This is a genomic window from Streptomyces sp. NBC_00872 (assembly GCF_045161915.1).
Classification (GTDB): Bacteria; Actinomycetota; Actinomycetes; order Streptomycetales; family Streptomycetaceae; genus Streptomyces.
This window is the reverse complement of sequence record NZ_CP108806.1, coordinates 1,836,602-1,851,977: the sequence shown is the minus strand read 5'-3', so window position 1 is coordinate 1,851,977 and position 15,376 is coordinate 1,836,602. Positions and strand designations below refer to the sequence as shown.

Sequence of the window (15,376 nt, the reverse complement as noted above, 5' to 3'; positions counted from 1 at the left end):
GGCGTTCATGAAGAGCACCACCGCACTCGGGGCGTCCGCCCCGGACTCCGCCGCGGCGGGGCCCGTGTCCCGGAGCTCCGGCTCCGGCCCCGGGTTCCGCCGTGGACCCGGCGCCGGGTCCGGCCGCCCGTCCGGCCGTGGGATCCGCCGTCAGCTCCCCCTCAGCCCATGGCTGTTCGCCGCGCCGGGGCTGCTGATCGCCGGCGCGTTCAGCCTCTATCCGTTCCTCAGCACCCTGGCGAACTCCTTCACCGACCGACGGGCCCTGATCCCCGGCCGGTATGTGGGGCTCGCCAACTTCCGTGAGCTGATCCATGACGAGATGTTCTGGATCGGACTGCGCAACAGCACGCTGTATGTCGTCGGCGTCGTCCCGGCGCTGGTCGTCCTGCCGCTGCTGCTGGCGATGCTCGTCCAGCGGCACATCCCCGGCATCACCTTCTTCCGCGCCGCCTTCTACACCCCCGTCGTCGCCTCGATCGTCGTGGTCGGGCTGATCTGGGTCTGGATGCTGGACGACCGGGGGCTGATCAACTCCGTACTGGAGACCGTGGGGATCGGCAGGATCGGCTTTCTCAGCGACCAGTGGCTGCTGCTGTTCAGCGCGATGGGCGTCACGGTCTGGAAGGGCCTCGGCTACTACATGATCATCTATCTGGCCGCCCTGGCCAATGTGCCGCGCGAGCTGCACGAGGCCGCCGCCGTGGACGGGGCGGGCGCCGTACGCCGCTTCGTCACCGTCACCGTTCCCGCCGTCCGCTCCACCATGGTCCTCGTCGGGGCGCTCTCCTCGGTCGCCGCCTTCAAGGTGTTCTCCGAGGTCTATCTGATGGCGGGACCCAGCGGCGGCCCCGCGGGCGAGGACACCACCCTGGTGATGCTCGTCCAGCGTGTGGGCACCGGACTGACCGGCCGGGTCGGCTATGCCTCCGCCCTCTCCGTGGTCGTCTTCTGCGTCACGGTGGCCCTGATGCTGCTGGTGCTCCGCGCCGACCGCAAGGAGGACGCGTGAGCTTCCCGACGGCCACCAACACGGCCACCAACACGGCCACCGACATGGCCACGGAGACGGCCACACGTGCGAACGGGACCCCGGGCACGCGTAGGAACAGGGCCCCGGGCGCCTTCACCGACGCCGGCGGACGGCGTGTCGCGCCCTGGCGGCTCGCGGTGCGCTACGCCCTGCTGCTCGCCGTACTGGCCCTGATGACCGGCCCGTTCCTGTGGCAGTTGTCCACCTCGCTCAAGGGGCCGCACGAGAACATCTTCAGCTCCCCGCCGGCGTTCCTCCCGGGCGATCCGACACTGGGGAACTACGAGCGGGTCGCCGACACCATCCCGGTCTGGGACTACGCGTTCAACTCGCTCAAGGTCGCCTCGGCCAATGTGATCACCAACTGCGTCGGTGCCGCGCTGGCCGGATACGCGCTGGCCAGGATGCGCTACCGCGGACGCCGGGCGGCGACCCTGGCGTTCGTCCTCGCCATGCTCGTGCCCGTCGAGGGCATCTTCATCGCCCAGTTCACCACCATGCGGGACCTCGGTCTGAACAACACCCTGATCGGGGTGCTGCTGCCCGGATCCATCAGCGCGCTGAACGTCCTGCTGATGCGCAACGCCTTCCTCAATCTCCCGCACGAGGTGGAGGAGGCGGCCTATGTCGACGGGGCCACCGTCTGGCAGCGGTTCCTGCGGATCGCCCTGCCCTCGGTCAAGGGCACCCTCGCCGTGGTCGCGATCTTCGCCTTCATGGGCGCCTGGGACGATTTCCTCTGGCCGCTGATCGTGCTCAGCGACCCGGAGAACTTCACCCTGACCATCGGACTGAACTATCTGCACGGCACGTTCGCCAATGACGAGCGGCTGGTCGCGGCGGGCACGATCATCGCCGTACTCCCGCTCCTCGCGCTCTTCGCCTGTCTCCAGCGCTACTTCTTCCGGGGCGTCGGCGAAGGCGCCGTCAAGGGCTGACACCGGCATCCCCGGCGGACCGGCGCGCACCGCACCACAGTGGCGCGCACCGCACCACAGAACCAGGACAACGTTGCCAGTATGAACACTTCCGCCCCGCGCTTCGGCGTCAACTACACCCCCAGCCAGGGCTGGTTCCACCACTGGCTGGACTTCGATCCCGACGCCGTGCGCGCGGACCTGGACTCCATCGCGGAACTCGGTCTCGATCACATCCGGGTCTTCCCGCTCTGGCCGCTCTTCCAGCCCAACCGCACCCTGATCAGGCCCCGTGCCGTGGAACAGCTCGTCCAGCTCGCCGACGCGGCGGCCGAACGCGGTCTGGACGTCAATGTCGACGGACTCCAGGGCCATCTGTCGAGCTTCGACTTCCTGCCCGCCTGGACACGGACCTGGCACCGCGGGAACATCTTCACCGACAACGATGTCGTCTCCGGACAGACCGAGTATCTGCGGACGCTCGCCGCCGCGCTCGCCGACCGCCCCAACTTCATCGGGATGACCGTGGGCAACGAGATCAACCAGTTCTCCGGGCCGCCGCACCCCGATCCCGACCCCATCACCCCGCGTCAGGCGGCCGACTGGCTCCGCCGCATGCTGGACGCGTGCGAGGAGGGGGCGCCCGGCAAGCTCCATCTGCACGCCGAGTACGACGCCGCCTGGTACCAGGACGGGCATGCCTTCACCCCGGCGCACGCGGCGAGGATCGGCGCCGTCACCGCCGTGCACTCCTGGGTGTTCAACGGGACCGCCCAGCGGTACGGCCGTACCGGCACGGCCACCGAGCACCACGCCGCGTATCTGATCGAGCTGTCCAAGGCCTGGGCGCTGGAGCCGCACCGGCCGGTCTGGCTCCAGGAGGTCGGCGCCCCCGCGCCGGTGATCCCGGCCGAGCACGCGGCCGGGTTCACCGAGGCGACCGTGGCCAACGCGCTGGACTGCGCCGATGTCTGGGGCATCACCTGGTGGTGCTCGCACGATGTGTCGCGCTCGCTCGCCGACTTCCCGGAGCTGGAGTACAGCCTCGGTCTGCTGACCAACGACCGGCGGGTCAAGCCCGCGGGGCGGACCCTCGCGCGGATCGTCGAGGAGCGGCGCGGTGTGCCGTACGCGCCCGCGGTGCGCACCACCGCGCTCGTCGTCGGCACCGGGGACGGTACGGGTGACGGCACCGGAGACGACGACGCGGCGCCCGCCCGTGCCGCCTGCGGTCCCGGCGGAGCCTTCTTCGAGGCCTTCGCCCGGCTCACCGCGGCCGGGATCCGTCCCACCGCGGTCCTTGCGGGCCGCGCCGAGGACAAGGAACATCTGGCGGTGCGCGGTATCACCGAGATCGTCCACCCGGACCAGGTCGGCTGACCCCGGGGCACCATTCCGTAGCCCGTAGCCCGTAGCCCGTAGCCCGTAGCCCGTAGCCCGTAGCCCACGACCTCGAATACCGTCTTGGCCGGCCGCCGGCCACCCGCACCCACCGCCGCACTCTTACGCACCTCAGGAGCGTCCCCTCATGCACGACGACCGCAGCCTGGTCGAAGGCCGCCTCAAGCGGGTCCTCGACGAGCGCATCCGGCCCGCCGTATACCCCGAATCCGTACCGCTCGACATCGCCGTCTGGACCGCGCCGGGAGAGCCCGTACCGGTCGAGGAGGGCCTCGCGGGCCCGGCCGAACCGATCGCGGCAGGCGACCGGTGGGGCGCCCCCTGGGGCACGAGCTGGTTCCGGGTCTCCGGAACCGTCCCCGAGCGCTGGGCGGGCCGCACCGTGGAGGCCCTGCTCGACCTCGGATTCGACGAGAACATGCCGGGATTCCAGTGCGAGGGCCTGGTCTACCGGCCCGACGGCACCCCGGTGAAGGGTCTCAACCCGCGCAACCAGTGGGTGCGGATCGGCGCGCCCGTCGCGGGCGGCGAGGAGGTGCTGCTGCACATCGAGGCCGCGTCCAACCCCGTGATCCTCGACTACCACCCCTTCCTGCCGACCGCGCTCGGCGACAAGGCGACCGCGGGCACCGAACCGCAGTACACCCTCGCCCGGATGGATCTCGCCGTCTTCGACGAGACCGTCTGGCAGCTCGTCCAGGACCTGGAGGTCCTCGGGGAGCTGATGGCCGAGCTGCCCCTCGACGGCGCCCGCCGCTGGGAGATCCTGCGCGCCATCAGCCGCGCGCTCGACGCGGTCGACCTCCAGGACGTCAACGGCACCGCGGCCGCCGCCAGGGAGCGGCTCGCCGGGGTGCTGGCCACCCCCGCGCCGTCGACCGCGCACCGGATCAGCGCGGTCGGCCACGCGCACATCGACTCGGCCTGGCTGTGGCCGCTGCGCGAGACGGTCCGCAAGGTCGCCCGTACGACGGCCAATATGACCGCCCTGCTGGAGGACGAGCCCGAGTTCGTCTTCGCGATGTCGCAGGCGCAGCAGTTCGCCTGGATCAAGGAGCACCGGCCCGAGGTCTACGCCAAGGTCAAGAAGGCCGTGGCGGAGGGCCGGTTCGTACCGGCCGGCGGCATGTGGGTCGAGTCCGACACCAATATGCCCGGCTCCGAGGCGATGGCCAGGCAGTTCGTCCATGGGAAGCGCTTCTTCCTGGACGAGTTCGGCATCGAGAACGACGAGGCGTGGCTGCCCGACACCTTCGGCTTCGCCGCGGGGCTGCCGCAGATCATCAAGGCCGCCGGCTCCAAGTGGCTGCTCACCCAGAAGATCTCGTGGAGCAAGATCAATAAGTTCCCGCACCACACCTTCCGCTGGGAGGGTATCGACGGGACGCGGATCTTCACCCACTTCCCGCCCGTCGACACCTACAACTGCGCGATGACGGGTGCCCAGATCGCCCACGCCGCACGGAACTTCAAGGAGAAGGGCGCCGCCAGGCACTCGCTCGCGCCCACCGGCTGGGGCGACGGAGGCGGCGGCACCACCCGTGAGATGGTCGCCAAGGCCGCCCGGCTGCGCGGCCTCGAAGGCTCCGCGACGGTCGAGTGGGAGACCCCGGGCGCCTTCTTCGCCAAGGCCGAGGCGGAGTACCCGAATCCGCCGGTCTGGGTGGGCGAGCTCTATCTGGAACTGCACCGTGCCACCCTCACCAGCCAGGCGAAGACCAAGCAGGGCAACCGGCGCAGCGAGCATCTGCTGCGCGAGGCGGAGCTGTGGGCCGCCACCGCCGCCGTACGGACCGGCGCCCCGTATCCGTACGAGCGGCTCGACCGGATCTGGAAGACGGTGCTCCTGCACCAGTTCCACGACATCCTGCCCGGCTCGTCGATCGCCTGGGTGCACCGCGAGGCGGCCCGGACCTACGCGGGTGTCGCCGAGGAACTGAACGAGATCATCGACGGGGCGCAGCGCGCCCTCGCCGGTGACCCGGCCGGCTCCACGACCCTGCTCTTCAACTCCGCCCCGCACGCGCGCGGTGGTGTCGCGGCGGGCGGCGCGGGACCGGCCACCGGTGGCGGCGGCGCCGAGCTGCTGCCGCGCGAGGACGGCGGCTACGTACTCAGCAACGGTCTGCTGGAGGTCGAGATCGACGGCCGGGGACTGGTGGTGTCGGTCTACGACATCAGCGCGGAGCGCGAGACCGTCGCCCCCGGCGAGGCGGCCAACCTCCTCCAGATCCACCCCGACTTCCCGAACCAGTGGGACGCCTGGGACGTGGACGAGTTCTACCGGAACACCGTCACCGATCTCACCCAGCTCGACGAACTCACGCCGGTCGAGGGCACGGACGCGGCCTCCGTCCGTCTTGTGCGCACCTTCGGCGCGTCGAAGGTCACCCAGGTGCTGACGCTCGCACCGGGGGTCAAGCGGCTCGACATCGACACCGAGGTCGACTGGCACGAGACCGAGAAGTTCCTGAAGGCCGCCTTCCCGCTGGACGTGCACGCCGAACGCTATGCCTCGGAGACCCAGTTCGGCCATGTCTACCGGGCCACCCACACCAACACGAGCTGGGAGGCGGCCAAGTTCGAGGCCTGCAACCACCGCTTCGTGCATCTGGAGGAGCCGGGCTGGGGCGTCGCCCTGGTGAACGACTCCACGTACGGGCACGATGTGACCCGTACGGTACGGACGTCGGACGCCGGTACGACCACCACGGTGCGGGTCTCGCTGCTGCGCGCGCCGCGCTTCCCCGACCCGGAGACCGACCAGGGTGTGCACCGCTTCCGGCACGCCCTGGCCCCCGGCGCCTCCATCGGTGACGCGGTCCGCGAGGGCTACCGGATCAATCTGCCGGAGCGCGGGGTCACCGGGGACACCGAAGTGGCCCCGCTGGTCACCGTCGACAACGACGCCGTCGTCGTCAGCGCGCTGAAGCTGGCCGACGACGGGAGCGGCGATCTGGTCGTACGGCTCTACGAGTCGACCGGCGGCCGGGCCAAGGTCCGGGTCGGCCTGGGCTTCGAGGCCACCGGACTGGAGGCGACCGATCTGCTGGAACGGCCGCTGCGGGACGCCGGACCGGCGGAGGGCGAGGAGCGGCCGGAGACCCGGGAGCGGCCGGAGCTGACGGACGGCGCGGTACGCCTGTCGCTCCGCCCGTTCGAACTGATCACCCTGCGGCTGACGCGCGGCTGACGCGGCTGACGCGCGACTGACCCGTCGTCCGACGGGGCCGGACGGACCTTGGCGGCGGGCGCCCCGGGAACAGGGCGCCCGCCCCATGGCCTCTCCGGACCCCGCTCCTCCCCGCCCCCGACACCCCCCGCCCCCGACACCCCGGGACGCGGGGCCCGTTCACCGGTCCTCCGCCTCCGCGCCGCCCGGTGCCGGGCCCAGGGCCTGGGTGGCGACGAGACGCAGGAAGTCCCGCTCGTTGCCCGCCAGACCGGCCGCGGTCAGGGCCGCGTCAGCCTCGGCGAGGGGAGCGGCCAGCAGCGGGGCGGCGAGCGAGGCCTGGAGGGGATCGTCCAGCACCGCCCGGACGGCCGCCATGAGCCGCAGATAGGCCTGGGCCGCGGTGGACCCGCTCGACGTGCCGGACATGCCGGACGTACTCGACGTGGTGGTGCTCATACCGGGCTTCCTCCCTGTGGATCTGCCGGACCATCAAGTGTTGTCCATGGGTCTGACAGTGAGGACGCGCAGCGCCGGGCACGCGGGCCCGGAGCGCCGAAGGTCAGGGTGACCGCACGGTCAGATACTTGACCGTCGCCGGATCCGCCGGGAGGAAGGTCTCGATGGCCAGTTCGGCGACCGTCACATCCATCGGTGTGTTGAAGGTGGAGATGGACGAGAGGAAGGAGAGCACCCGCCCGTCGTGCTCGATCCGCAGCGGCAGCGCGAACCTCGGCCCGGCGCCGGGCCACGGCTCCTCGGCGGCCTCCCCGGCCTCCCCCGCCGATCCGACCGGTCCGGCCGACGGGGGGAGCGGATAGCCGGCCACCTCGTCGTACAGCTCGCGCAGCGCCGGAGAGCGGTCCAGCGCCAGCCTGCGCCCCATCTGGTCCAGCAGATGCCCGCGCCACTCACGCAGATTGCGGATACGCGGGGCCAGGCCCTCCGGATGGAGCGTGAGCCGCATGGCGTTCAGGGGCGGCGCGAGCAGCTTCTCGGGCACCCCCTCCAGCAGCATGGCGATGCCCCGGTTGGCGGCCACCACGGTGTACGTCCCGTCGACGACGAGCGCCGGATACGGCTCGTACCCCTGGAGCAGCCGGCTCAGTCCCTTCCGCAGGGCGTCCATGGCCGGATCGTCCAGCGCGGTCTCGGTGAAGCGGGGCGCGTAACCGGCCGCCAGCAGCAGGGAGTTGCGCTCCCGCACCGGGATGTCGAGCCGCTCGGCCAGCCTCAGCACCATCTCCTCGCTGGGACGCGCCCGGCCCGTCTCGATGAAGCTGATGTGCCGCGCGGACGAATCGGCCTGGAGGGCCAGCTCCAGCTGGCTCACCCGGCGCTGTCTGCGCCAGTCGCGCAGCAGAGGCCCGATCGCCAGGCCGGGAGCGGAAGCCGGGGCGGAAGCGGGAGCGGAAGCGGAAGCGGGAGCGGAAGCGGGAGCTGCCATGCGGAAACCGTAGTGCAACGTCCCGGCGGGGTCCCACCCGATGCCCGGCCCAGGACGTATCGTCGGCCGCGTCGCCGCCCCGCCGTTCCCGCAAGGAGCCCCGCCATGGCCACAGAACCGCTGTCCCCGCAGGAGATCGAGACACGGCTGCGTGACCTTCCCGCCTGGTCCCTGACGGACAGTCGCCTCACCCGTACCTACCGTCTCGGCAGCCATTTCGCCGCGACCGCCATGGTGGTCCATGTCGCCCGGATCCAGGACGAGTTGAACCATCACTCCGATCTGACACTGGGTTACAGCTCCGTCACCGTCGCCGTGCACACCCATGACGCGGGCGGCGCCGTCACCGTGAAGGACTTCGCCCTCGCGGGGCGGGTCGAGGAGATTGCCCCGGCACACGGCGCGAACTGATCGGTGCGGCGACGAGTACCCCCACCGGTGCATTTACGCTGGTGACCATGGACGTACTCGCCGGACTCCTGGACGGACCTCGGGCCCGGGGGGCTTTTCTGCTGCGCATGGTGATGGAGCCGCCGTGGTCGGTGCGCATCGAGGACCACGCCCCGCTCTGTCTGATGTGTGTCACCCGCGGCGAGGCGTGGATCGTCCCCGACGGCGGCGGGGAGCCGGTGCTGCTGCGCCCGGGGGACGTGGCGATCGCCCGGGGCCCCGAGGCGTACATCACCGCGGACAGCCCCCTGACCACGCCGCGCGCGCTGATCGGCCCCGGCGGTGTCTGCCACACGCTGGAGGGCGAGCCGCTCGCCCAGTCCATGCGTCTGGGCGTACGGACCTGGGGGAACGCTCCGGACGGCGGTACGACCGTGCTGATCGGCACGTACCAGATGGACGGTGAGGTCAGCAGACGGCTGCTGGACGCCCTGCCCTCGCTGCTCCAGCTCTCGTCCGGCGCCTGGAACGGCCCGCTGATGCCGGTCCTCGACGAGGAGATCTCGCGGGACGAACCCGGCCAGGGCGTGGTCCTGGACCGGGTGCTGGACCTGATCCTGATAGCCGTGCTCAGGGCATGGTTCTCGCGCCCGGACGCGGAGGCCCCCGGCTGGTACCGCGCCATGGCCGACCCCGCGGTCGGCAACGCCCTGAGGCTGCTCCAGAACGAGCCCGCCCGTTCCTGGACGGTCGCCTCCCTCGCCGCCGCGTGCGGAGTCTCCCGGGCCGGACTCGCGCGCCGGTTCACCGAACTCGTCGGGGAGCCCCCGATGGCGTATCTGACGGGCTGGCGGCTCGCGCTCGCCGCCGATCTGCTGCGCGGGACGGACGCGACGGTCGAGTCGGTGGCCAGGAAGGTCGGCTACAGCGGCTCGTTCGCGCTGAGCGCGGCCTTCAAACGGGTACGGGGGGTCAGCCCCCAGGAGTACCGCGCGGGCGCCACGACGGGTTCCTAGGCCCTGTCCGGCCCTGGCCTTCGCGGCGCCGCGGCACCCCGAACGCGCGTCTCCGCACGCGCGGTACGGGCGCGGAACGCGCGGTACGGGCTCGGAACGGAACCGCCCGGCGGCCGGGGACGGACCCGCCGCCGGGTCGGTCGTCGAACCTCTCAGACGTTGAACGTCGCCGGGTCCGGGCCGAGGCGCCTGCCCTCGTCCAGCGCGGCGAACGCCGCCAGGTCGTCCGCGTCCAGCTCGAAGCCGAACACGTCGATGTTCTCCTGGATCCGGGACGGGGTCACGGACTTGGGGATCACCACATGCCCGAGCTGGAGGTGCCAGCGCAGCACCACCTGCGCCGGGGTCCTGCCGTGCTTGCGCGCGACCGCCACCACCGTCGGGACCTCCAGCAGCCCCTTGCCCTGGCCCAGCGGCGACCAGGCCTCGGTGGTGATGGAGTGCTCCGCGTGGAAGGCGCGGGACTCGGCCTGCGGCAGCTGCGGGTGCAGCTCGATCTGATTGACGGCGGGGACCACGGAGGTCTCGCCGATCAGCCGCTCCAGATGGACGGGAAGGAAGTTCGAGACACCGATGGACCTGGCGCGGCCGTCCGCGTGGATCTTCTCGAACGCCCTGTACGTGTCGGTGTAGGTGCCGGCCTCGGGCCTCGGCCAGTGGATGAGATAGAGGTCGACATAGTCCAGACCGAGCTTCTCCAGCGAGGTGTCGAAGGCGCGCAGGGCCGAGTCGTACCCCTGGTCGCTGTTCCACAGCTTGGTGGTGACGAACAGCTCCTCCCGGGCGATCCCGGAGGCCGCGAGGGCCTGGCCCGTGCCCTCCTCGTTGCCGTAGATGGCGGCGGTGTCGATGCTCCGGTAGCCGGACTCCAGGGCGGCGGCGACCGCCTTCACCGCCTCGGCGTCCGGTACCTGCCAGACCCCGAAGCCGAGCTGGGGCATCTCGATGCCGTTGTTGAGGGTGAGGGTGGGGACCTTGCTCACGAGCGGTCGATCCTAACGTCGTCGGTTGTTTCTCCCCGCTCCAACGAGCACAGGGACGGGCGGATTCCCGGCCTCAACGGTAGAGCGCGTCGACCTCCACGGCGTACGCGGCCTCGATCGCCTTGCGCTTGAGCTTCAGCGAGGGGGTGAGCAGCCCGTGCTCCTCGCTGAACGGATGCGCCAGGATCCGGAACGTACGGATCGACTCGGCCTGGGACACCGCCGTGTTCGCGGCCACCACCGCGCGTCTGATCTCCGTCTCCAGATCCGGGTCCCGGACCAGCTCGGCCGGGGTCAGCGGCGGTTTTCCCTGGACGGAGAGCCAGTGGTCCACGGCCTCCCGGTCCACGGTGACCAGCGCGGCGACATACGGACGGTCGTTGCCGACCACGATGCACTGGGCCACCAGCGCATGGGCCCGTACCCGCTCCTCCAGGGGGCCGGGCGACACGCTCTTGCCGCCGGAGGTCACCAGGATCTCCTTCTTCCGGCCGGTGATGGTGAGATAGCCGTCCTCGTCGAGCGCGCCCAGATCACCGGTGGCGAGCCAGCCGTCGCGCAGCACGGCCTCGGTCGCCTTCCGGTCGCCCAGATAGCCGGAGAAGACCTGGCCGCCGCGCAGCAGCACCTCGCCGTCGCCCGCGATACGCACCGAGGTGCCCGGGACCGGCTGCCCCACCGTGCCGTAACGGGTGCGCTCGGGCGGATTGGCCGTGGCCGCCGCGCTCGACTCCGTGAGCCCGTACCCCTCGTAGACGGTGATGCCCGCGCCCGCGAAGAAGAGCCCGAGACGCCGGTCCATCGCGGAACCGCCGGACATGGCGTGCCGTACCCGGCCGCCCATCGCCTCACGGACCTTGGCGTAGACGGCCTTGTCGAAGAACTGGTGCTGTACGCGCAGCGCCGCGGAGGGTCCCGGGCCGAAGCCGAAGGCCCGCTGTTCCCGCGCCTGCGCGTAACGCACCGCCACGTCGACGGCCTTGTCGAAGGGGGCCGTTCTGCCCTCGCTCTCCGCCTTGCGGCGCGCCGCCGCGTAGACCTTCTCGAAGATGTACGGCACGGCCAGGATGAAGGACGGCCGGAACGCCGCCAGATCGGGCAGCAGGGCGCTCGCCTGGAGCGCGGGCTGATGGCCCAGCTTCACCCGGCCGCGGATCGCCGCGATCTCGATCATCCGCCCGAAGACATGGGAGAGCGGGAGGAAGAGCAGTGTCGAGGCCTCGTCGCCCGACTTGGTGTGGAAGACCGGCTCCCAGCGGCCCAGCACCGTGTCCGCCTCGAACATGAGGTTGGCGTGGGTGATCACACATCCCTTGGGGCGGCCGGTGGTACCCGAGGTGTAGATCACCGTGGCCACGGAGTCCGGGGTGACCGCCCTGCGGTGCCGGTGCACCATCTCGTCGTCGAGACCGTCGCCCGCCGCGAACAGCTCCGCCACCGCGTCGGCGTCGAGCTGCCAGAGCCGTTTGAGCCGGGGCAGCCGGTCGATCACCGAACCGACGGTCATGGCGTGGTCCTCGTGCTCCACCAGACAGGCCGAGACCTCGGCGTCGTGGAGCATCCAGTGGACCTGCTCGGCGGAGGAGGTGGGATAGACGGGTACGGGCTGGGCGCCGACGGACCAGAGCGCGAAGTCGAAGAGCGTCCACTCGTAGCGGGTACGGGACATGATCGCGACGCGGTCCCCGAACCGTACGCCGTGCGCGAGCAGCCCCTTGGCCAGCCTGAGCACGTCGTCACGGAAGGCGGCGGAGGTCATGTCCCGCCATCGGCCCTCCTCGTCCTTGCGGCCGAGGACGACATGGCCGGGAGTGGCGAGCGCGTGCTCGAAGACGGCGTCCGCGAGCCCGCCGACATGGGGGGCGGCCGGCAGCGGGGGGACGGTGAACTCGCGCAATGACCTGCTCCTTGTGGCGCTCCGCGCAGCGCCGGTGAAGGTACCCCAGCGCGAGGCCCGTGGGGAGAGCACGCGCGGCACCTGAACGGAGCCGTATCCCTCCAGGTCAGCGCCCCGGTCACGGTGGGACCGACGGGGCGGGGGCCGATATCTGACCACGGAGGGAGCGGCGATGGGTGGAATCTGCACCGAATCCGTACGGCACTGATACGCCACTGACACGGGTGCTCCACCACCGGGGACCTTGGTCCGTACCTGCCGTATGCGGTGGCGGGGGACATGGTGTGGCGGCTCCGTCAGGCGTCGGTGGCCGCCGAGGACAGGCGGTGCAGCCGGTCGCCGGCCGCCAGAATCGCCGCGGCCAGGGCGTCCGCCGCCTCCTGGGCCGCCGCGTGCCCGCGGCCCCTGCCGTGCAGCAGGACGAAGTCCACCTCGCCCAGCTCGGGCAGCCCCGCCCTGGCCGGTACGGGGACCAGGCCCGGCGGGATCAGCCCGCGCGTATGGGCCATGACGCCGAGCCCCGCGCGGGCCGCCGCGATCAGTCCGCTCAGGCTCGCGCTCGTACACGCGGCGCGCCAGCTCCTGCCCCGCGTCTCCAGCACCTCCAGCGCGCGGGCGCGGGTGATGGCGGGCGGCGGGAAGAGGATCAGCGGGAGCGGGCGGTCCGGGTCGAGCCGCAGCCGTGGCGCCCTGATCCAGTCGAGGGCGGACCGCCAGACCAGTTCGCCATGGGTGTCGGCAGGGCGCCGTTTGGCCAGTACGAGATCGAGCCGGCCCGCCGCGAGCTGGGTGTGGAGGGTGCCGGACAGCTCGACCGTCAGCTCCAGATCCACCTCGGGATGGTCGCGCCGGAAGGACTCCAGGATCTCCGGCAGCCGGGTCAGGACGAAGTCCTCCGAGGCCCCGAAGCGGAGCCGGCCGCGCAGCCGGGTACCGGTGAAGAAGGCCGTCGCGCGCTCATGGGCCGCCAGGATCGTCCGGGCGAAACCGAGCATGGCCTCGCCGTCCTCCGTCAGCTCCACCCGGTGGGTGTCCCGGGTGAACAGCGGTCGCCCCGTGGCGTCCTCCAGCCGGCGGATGTGCTGGCTCACCGTGGACTGGCGCAGCCCCAGTCTGCGGGCCGCCTGCGTGAAGCTGAGCGTCTGGGCCACGGCGAGAAAGGTGCGGAGCTGTCCTGGGTCGTACATACGGCCAGGTTATGGCCCGATCATGGGGTTATCGCGCGGCACGATAACAGTCAGAGCGGTATACGGGATTCCCGATCAAGCGTGAGCGGCGGATGATGGGGAGGCACGACGCGTACCGACAGCCAGTAGTGGAGCACATGAACCGCCGCCGTACCCCACGCCCGCGCATACCGTCCTGGCTCCCCGTCGATCCGTTCGTCCTGGCCCTTCTCGGAACCGTCGCGCTCGCGGCCGTACTGCCGGCCTCCGGTCCGGCCGCCGAGGTCGCGGACGGCGCGTCGACCGGCGCGGTGGCGGTGCTGTTCTTTCTCTACGGGGCCCGGCTCTCCACCCGTGAGGTGGTCGGGGGACTGCGGCACTGGCGGCTCCATCTGACCGTCCTCGCCTGCACCTTCATGGTCTTCCCGCTGCTGGGACTGGCGGCGGGGGGACTCGTGCCGTCCGTGCTGACACCCCAGCTCTACAGCGGGCTGCTCTTCCTCTGTCTGGTGCCGTCGACGATCCAGTCGTCCATCGCCTTCACCTCCATGGCGCGCGGCAATGTGCCCGCGGCGATCTGCGCGGGATCGTTCTCCAGCCTCGCGGGCATCGTGGTCACACCGGTGCTCGCGGCGCTGCTGATCGGCGGCGACACGGCCGGATTCTCGGCGGACTCGCTGGCCGGGATCGTGGTGCGGCTTCTGCTGCCCTTCCTGGCGGGACAGGCGCTGCGCCGCTGGGTCGGCGGTTTTCTCACCCGGCACCGGAAGCTGCTGGGCTTCGTCGACCGGGGTTCGATCCTGCTGGTCGTCTACACCGCGTTCGGCGAGGGCATGGTCGCGGGCGTCTGGCACCGGGTGACCCCGGCCGCCCTCGCCGCGCTGCTGGCCGTCGAGGCGGTGCTGCTCGCGACGATGCTGACGCTGAGCTGGTACGGCGCCAAGCGGCTCGGCTTCGCGCGGGCGGACCGTATCGCGATCCAGTTCGCGGGCTCGAAGAAGAGTCTGGCGGCCGGACTCCCCATGGCGAGCGTGCTGTTCGGGCCGGGGGCGAGCCTCGCCGTACTGCCGCTGATGCTTTTCCACCAGATGCAGCTCATGGTGTGCGCGGTCATCGCGAAGCGCCGCGCGGCGGAGTCCGGCGGGCCACCGGCGACCGCGGGGCCCGTGGCCGGCCCTCTCCCGCGCGAAAGCGCCGCACCGCCGGCGAGGGTAGGGACCGCGCTCTGACCGGGGGCGCGCTTGGCCGCGAGTGCTGAACGCCGATGCAAGGCCACCGGGTCCGTGCGGGGCCGTTCCGTCCTCAATCGCCGGACGGGCTGGGTTTTGCCGGCCGGTACCGGTACCGGGGCGTGGGGTGCGCCTGGTGGCGCGGGGCCGGTGCCGTGGTGGGTGCGGATGCCGGGGCCTCCGGAGGTGCGTGTCCGGACTGCTATCCTCACCGCGCTTCGCGCGAGTTGCGACGCTTTACGTCCGGACACGCACCTCCTGCGACCCCGACCCCCTCCCGCCCGGACGCCGGGTTTCCGCCCGGTGCCGGCCGCGTATCCAGCCCGTCCGGCGTTTGAGGACGGAACGGCCAACCCTGGTGCGGCTTCGTGCGCGGAGGAGGCCCAGCTCCTCGCCGTACTCCGGCCGCAGGCCGAAACGCGAGCCGTCCGGCGATTGAGGACGCAGAGACGAGGCCGGTCGGATGCGGCTGTGGCTCGGGGGTGGTGGCCTGCCGGCGGGGTGCGGGTGCTGGTGGAGCTAGACGGTGCCCGTGCGTACGGCGTTGACGAACTGCTGCCATACGGCCGGTTCGAAGGCGTGGGCTCCCAGGAGGCGGTTCTTGCTGTCGCCGACGGCGACGAGGCCGTCCGCGGTCATCTGTCGTTCGAAGCATTGCCCCCCGTTGTCAGGGCTGTAGGAGGACTTCTGCCACTTGTCCTCGGGGAGGCCGTGCCGGATCATTT

The 15,376-nt window shown here is 71.3% G+C and carries 13 protein-coding genes; 7 read left to right on the top strand and 6 right to left on the bottom strand.

Features of this window, described 5'->3' with window-relative positions; all coding sequences use genetic code 11:
- Positions 1 to 7: 7 nt before the first annotated feature.
- From OG214_RS07975 to OG214_RS07960, 4 genes are all read left to right on the top strand, one after another.
- Positions 8 to 1,012: a carbohydrate ABC transporter permease gene (locus OG214_RS07975; RefSeq protein ID WP_405984321.1), complete on the top strand. Its 1,005-nt coding sequence runs from the start codon at positions 8 to 10 to the stop codon at positions 1,010 to 1,012.
- A 44-nt stretch (positions 1,013 to 1,056) separates the two neighbouring features.
- Positions 1,057 to 1,971 (top strand): carbohydrate ABC transporter permease, encoded by a 915-nt coding sequence (locus OG214_RS07970; RefSeq protein WP_405987452.1) that lies wholly within the window; start codon positions 1,057 to 1,059, stop codon positions 1,969 to 1,971.
- An 81-nt stretch (positions 1,972 to 2,052) separates the two neighbouring features.
- Positions 2,053 to 3,330, top strand: a complete 1,278-nt coding sequence (locus OG214_RS07965; protein WP_405984320.1) for a glycosyl hydrolase — start codon at positions 2,053 to 2,055, stop codon at positions 3,328 to 3,330.
- 148 nt (positions 3,331 to 3,478) lie between these two features.
- Positions 3,479 to 6,544, top strand: coding sequence for an alpha-mannosidase (locus OG214_RS07960; protein ID WP_405984319.1), 3,066 nt, complete (start codon positions 3,479 to 3,481; stop codon positions 6,542 to 6,544).
- A 159-nt stretch (positions 6,545 to 6,703) separates the two neighbouring features.
- Here the strand turns inward: OG214_RS07960 and OG214_RS07955 are convergent, their stop codons facing one another.
- The gene (locus OG214_RS07955) at positions 6,704 to 6,982 is read right to left on the bottom strand and encodes a hypothetical protein (protein WP_405984318.1); all 279 of its coding nucleotides are present in this window, start codon (positions 6,980 to 6,982) and stop codon (positions 6,704 to 6,706) included.
- A 103-nt stretch (positions 6,983 to 7,085) separates the two neighbouring features.
- A complete protein-coding gene (locus tag OG214_RS07950; RefSeq protein WP_405984317.1) occupies positions 7,086 to 7,970 on the bottom strand; it encodes a helix-turn-helix domain-containing protein in 885 nt (294 codons plus the stop codon).
- Positions 7,971 to 8,075: 105 nt separating this feature from the next.
- Here OG214_RS07950 and OG214_RS07945 point away from each other — a divergent pair, with 105 nt between their 5' ends.
- On the top strand, positions 8,076 to 8,381 hold the full coding sequence (locus tag OG214_RS07945; RefSeq protein WP_405984316.1) for a 4a-hydroxytetrahydrobiopterin dehydratase: 306 nt from the start codon (positions 8,076 to 8,078) through the stop codon (positions 8,379 to 8,381).
- 47 nt (positions 8,382 to 8,428) lie between these two features.
- A complete protein-coding gene (locus OG214_RS07940) occupies positions 8,429 to 9,376 on the top strand; it encodes an AraC family transcriptional regulator (protein ID WP_363079600.1) in 948 nt (315 codons plus the stop codon).
- A gap of 152 nt (positions 9,377 to 9,528) precedes the next feature.
- On the opposite strand, the gene OG214_RS07935 is transcribed toward OG214_RS07940, so the two are convergent.
- The 3 genes from OG214_RS07935 to OG214_RS07925 all read right to left on the bottom strand — a co-directional run bounded on the left by OG214_RS07935 (position 9,529) and on the right by OG214_RS07925 (position 13,443).
- A complete protein-coding gene (locus OG214_RS07935; protein ID WP_382851769.1) occupies positions 9,529 to 10,359 on the bottom strand; it encodes an aldo/keto reductase in 831 nt (276 codons plus the stop codon).
- A 73-nt stretch (positions 10,360 to 10,432) separates the two neighbouring features.
- Positions 10,433 to 12,232 carry an AMP-dependent synthetase/ligase gene (locus OG214_RS07930; RefSeq protein WP_405987451.1) on the bottom strand — a complete coding sequence of 600 codons (1,800 nt, stop codon included), beginning with the start codon at positions 12,230 to 12,232 and terminating at the stop codon, positions 10,433 to 10,435.
- Positions 12,233 to 12,552: 320 nt separating this feature from the next.
- Positions 12,553 to 13,443, bottom strand: a complete 891-nt coding sequence (locus OG214_RS07925; RefSeq protein WP_405984315.1) for a LysR substrate-binding domain-containing protein — start codon at positions 13,441 to 13,443, stop codon at positions 12,553 to 12,555.
- A 137-nt stretch (positions 13,444 to 13,580) separates the two neighbouring features.
- Between OG214_RS07925 and OG214_RS07920 the strand changes: the two genes are divergently transcribed.
- Positions 13,581 to 14,651, top strand: a complete 1,071-nt coding sequence (locus OG214_RS07920; protein ID WP_405984314.1) for a bile acid:sodium symporter family protein — start codon at positions 13,581 to 13,583, stop codon at positions 14,649 to 14,651.
- Between the two features lie 519 nt (positions 14,652 to 15,170).
- Here OG214_RS07920 and OG214_RS07915 read toward each other — a convergent pair.
- A complete protein-coding gene (locus tag OG214_RS07915) occupies positions 15,171 to 15,374 on the bottom strand; it encodes a DUF397 domain-containing protein (RefSeq protein WP_382851773.1) in 204 nt (67 codons plus the stop codon).
- Positions 15,375 to 15,376: the final 2 nt, after the last annotated feature.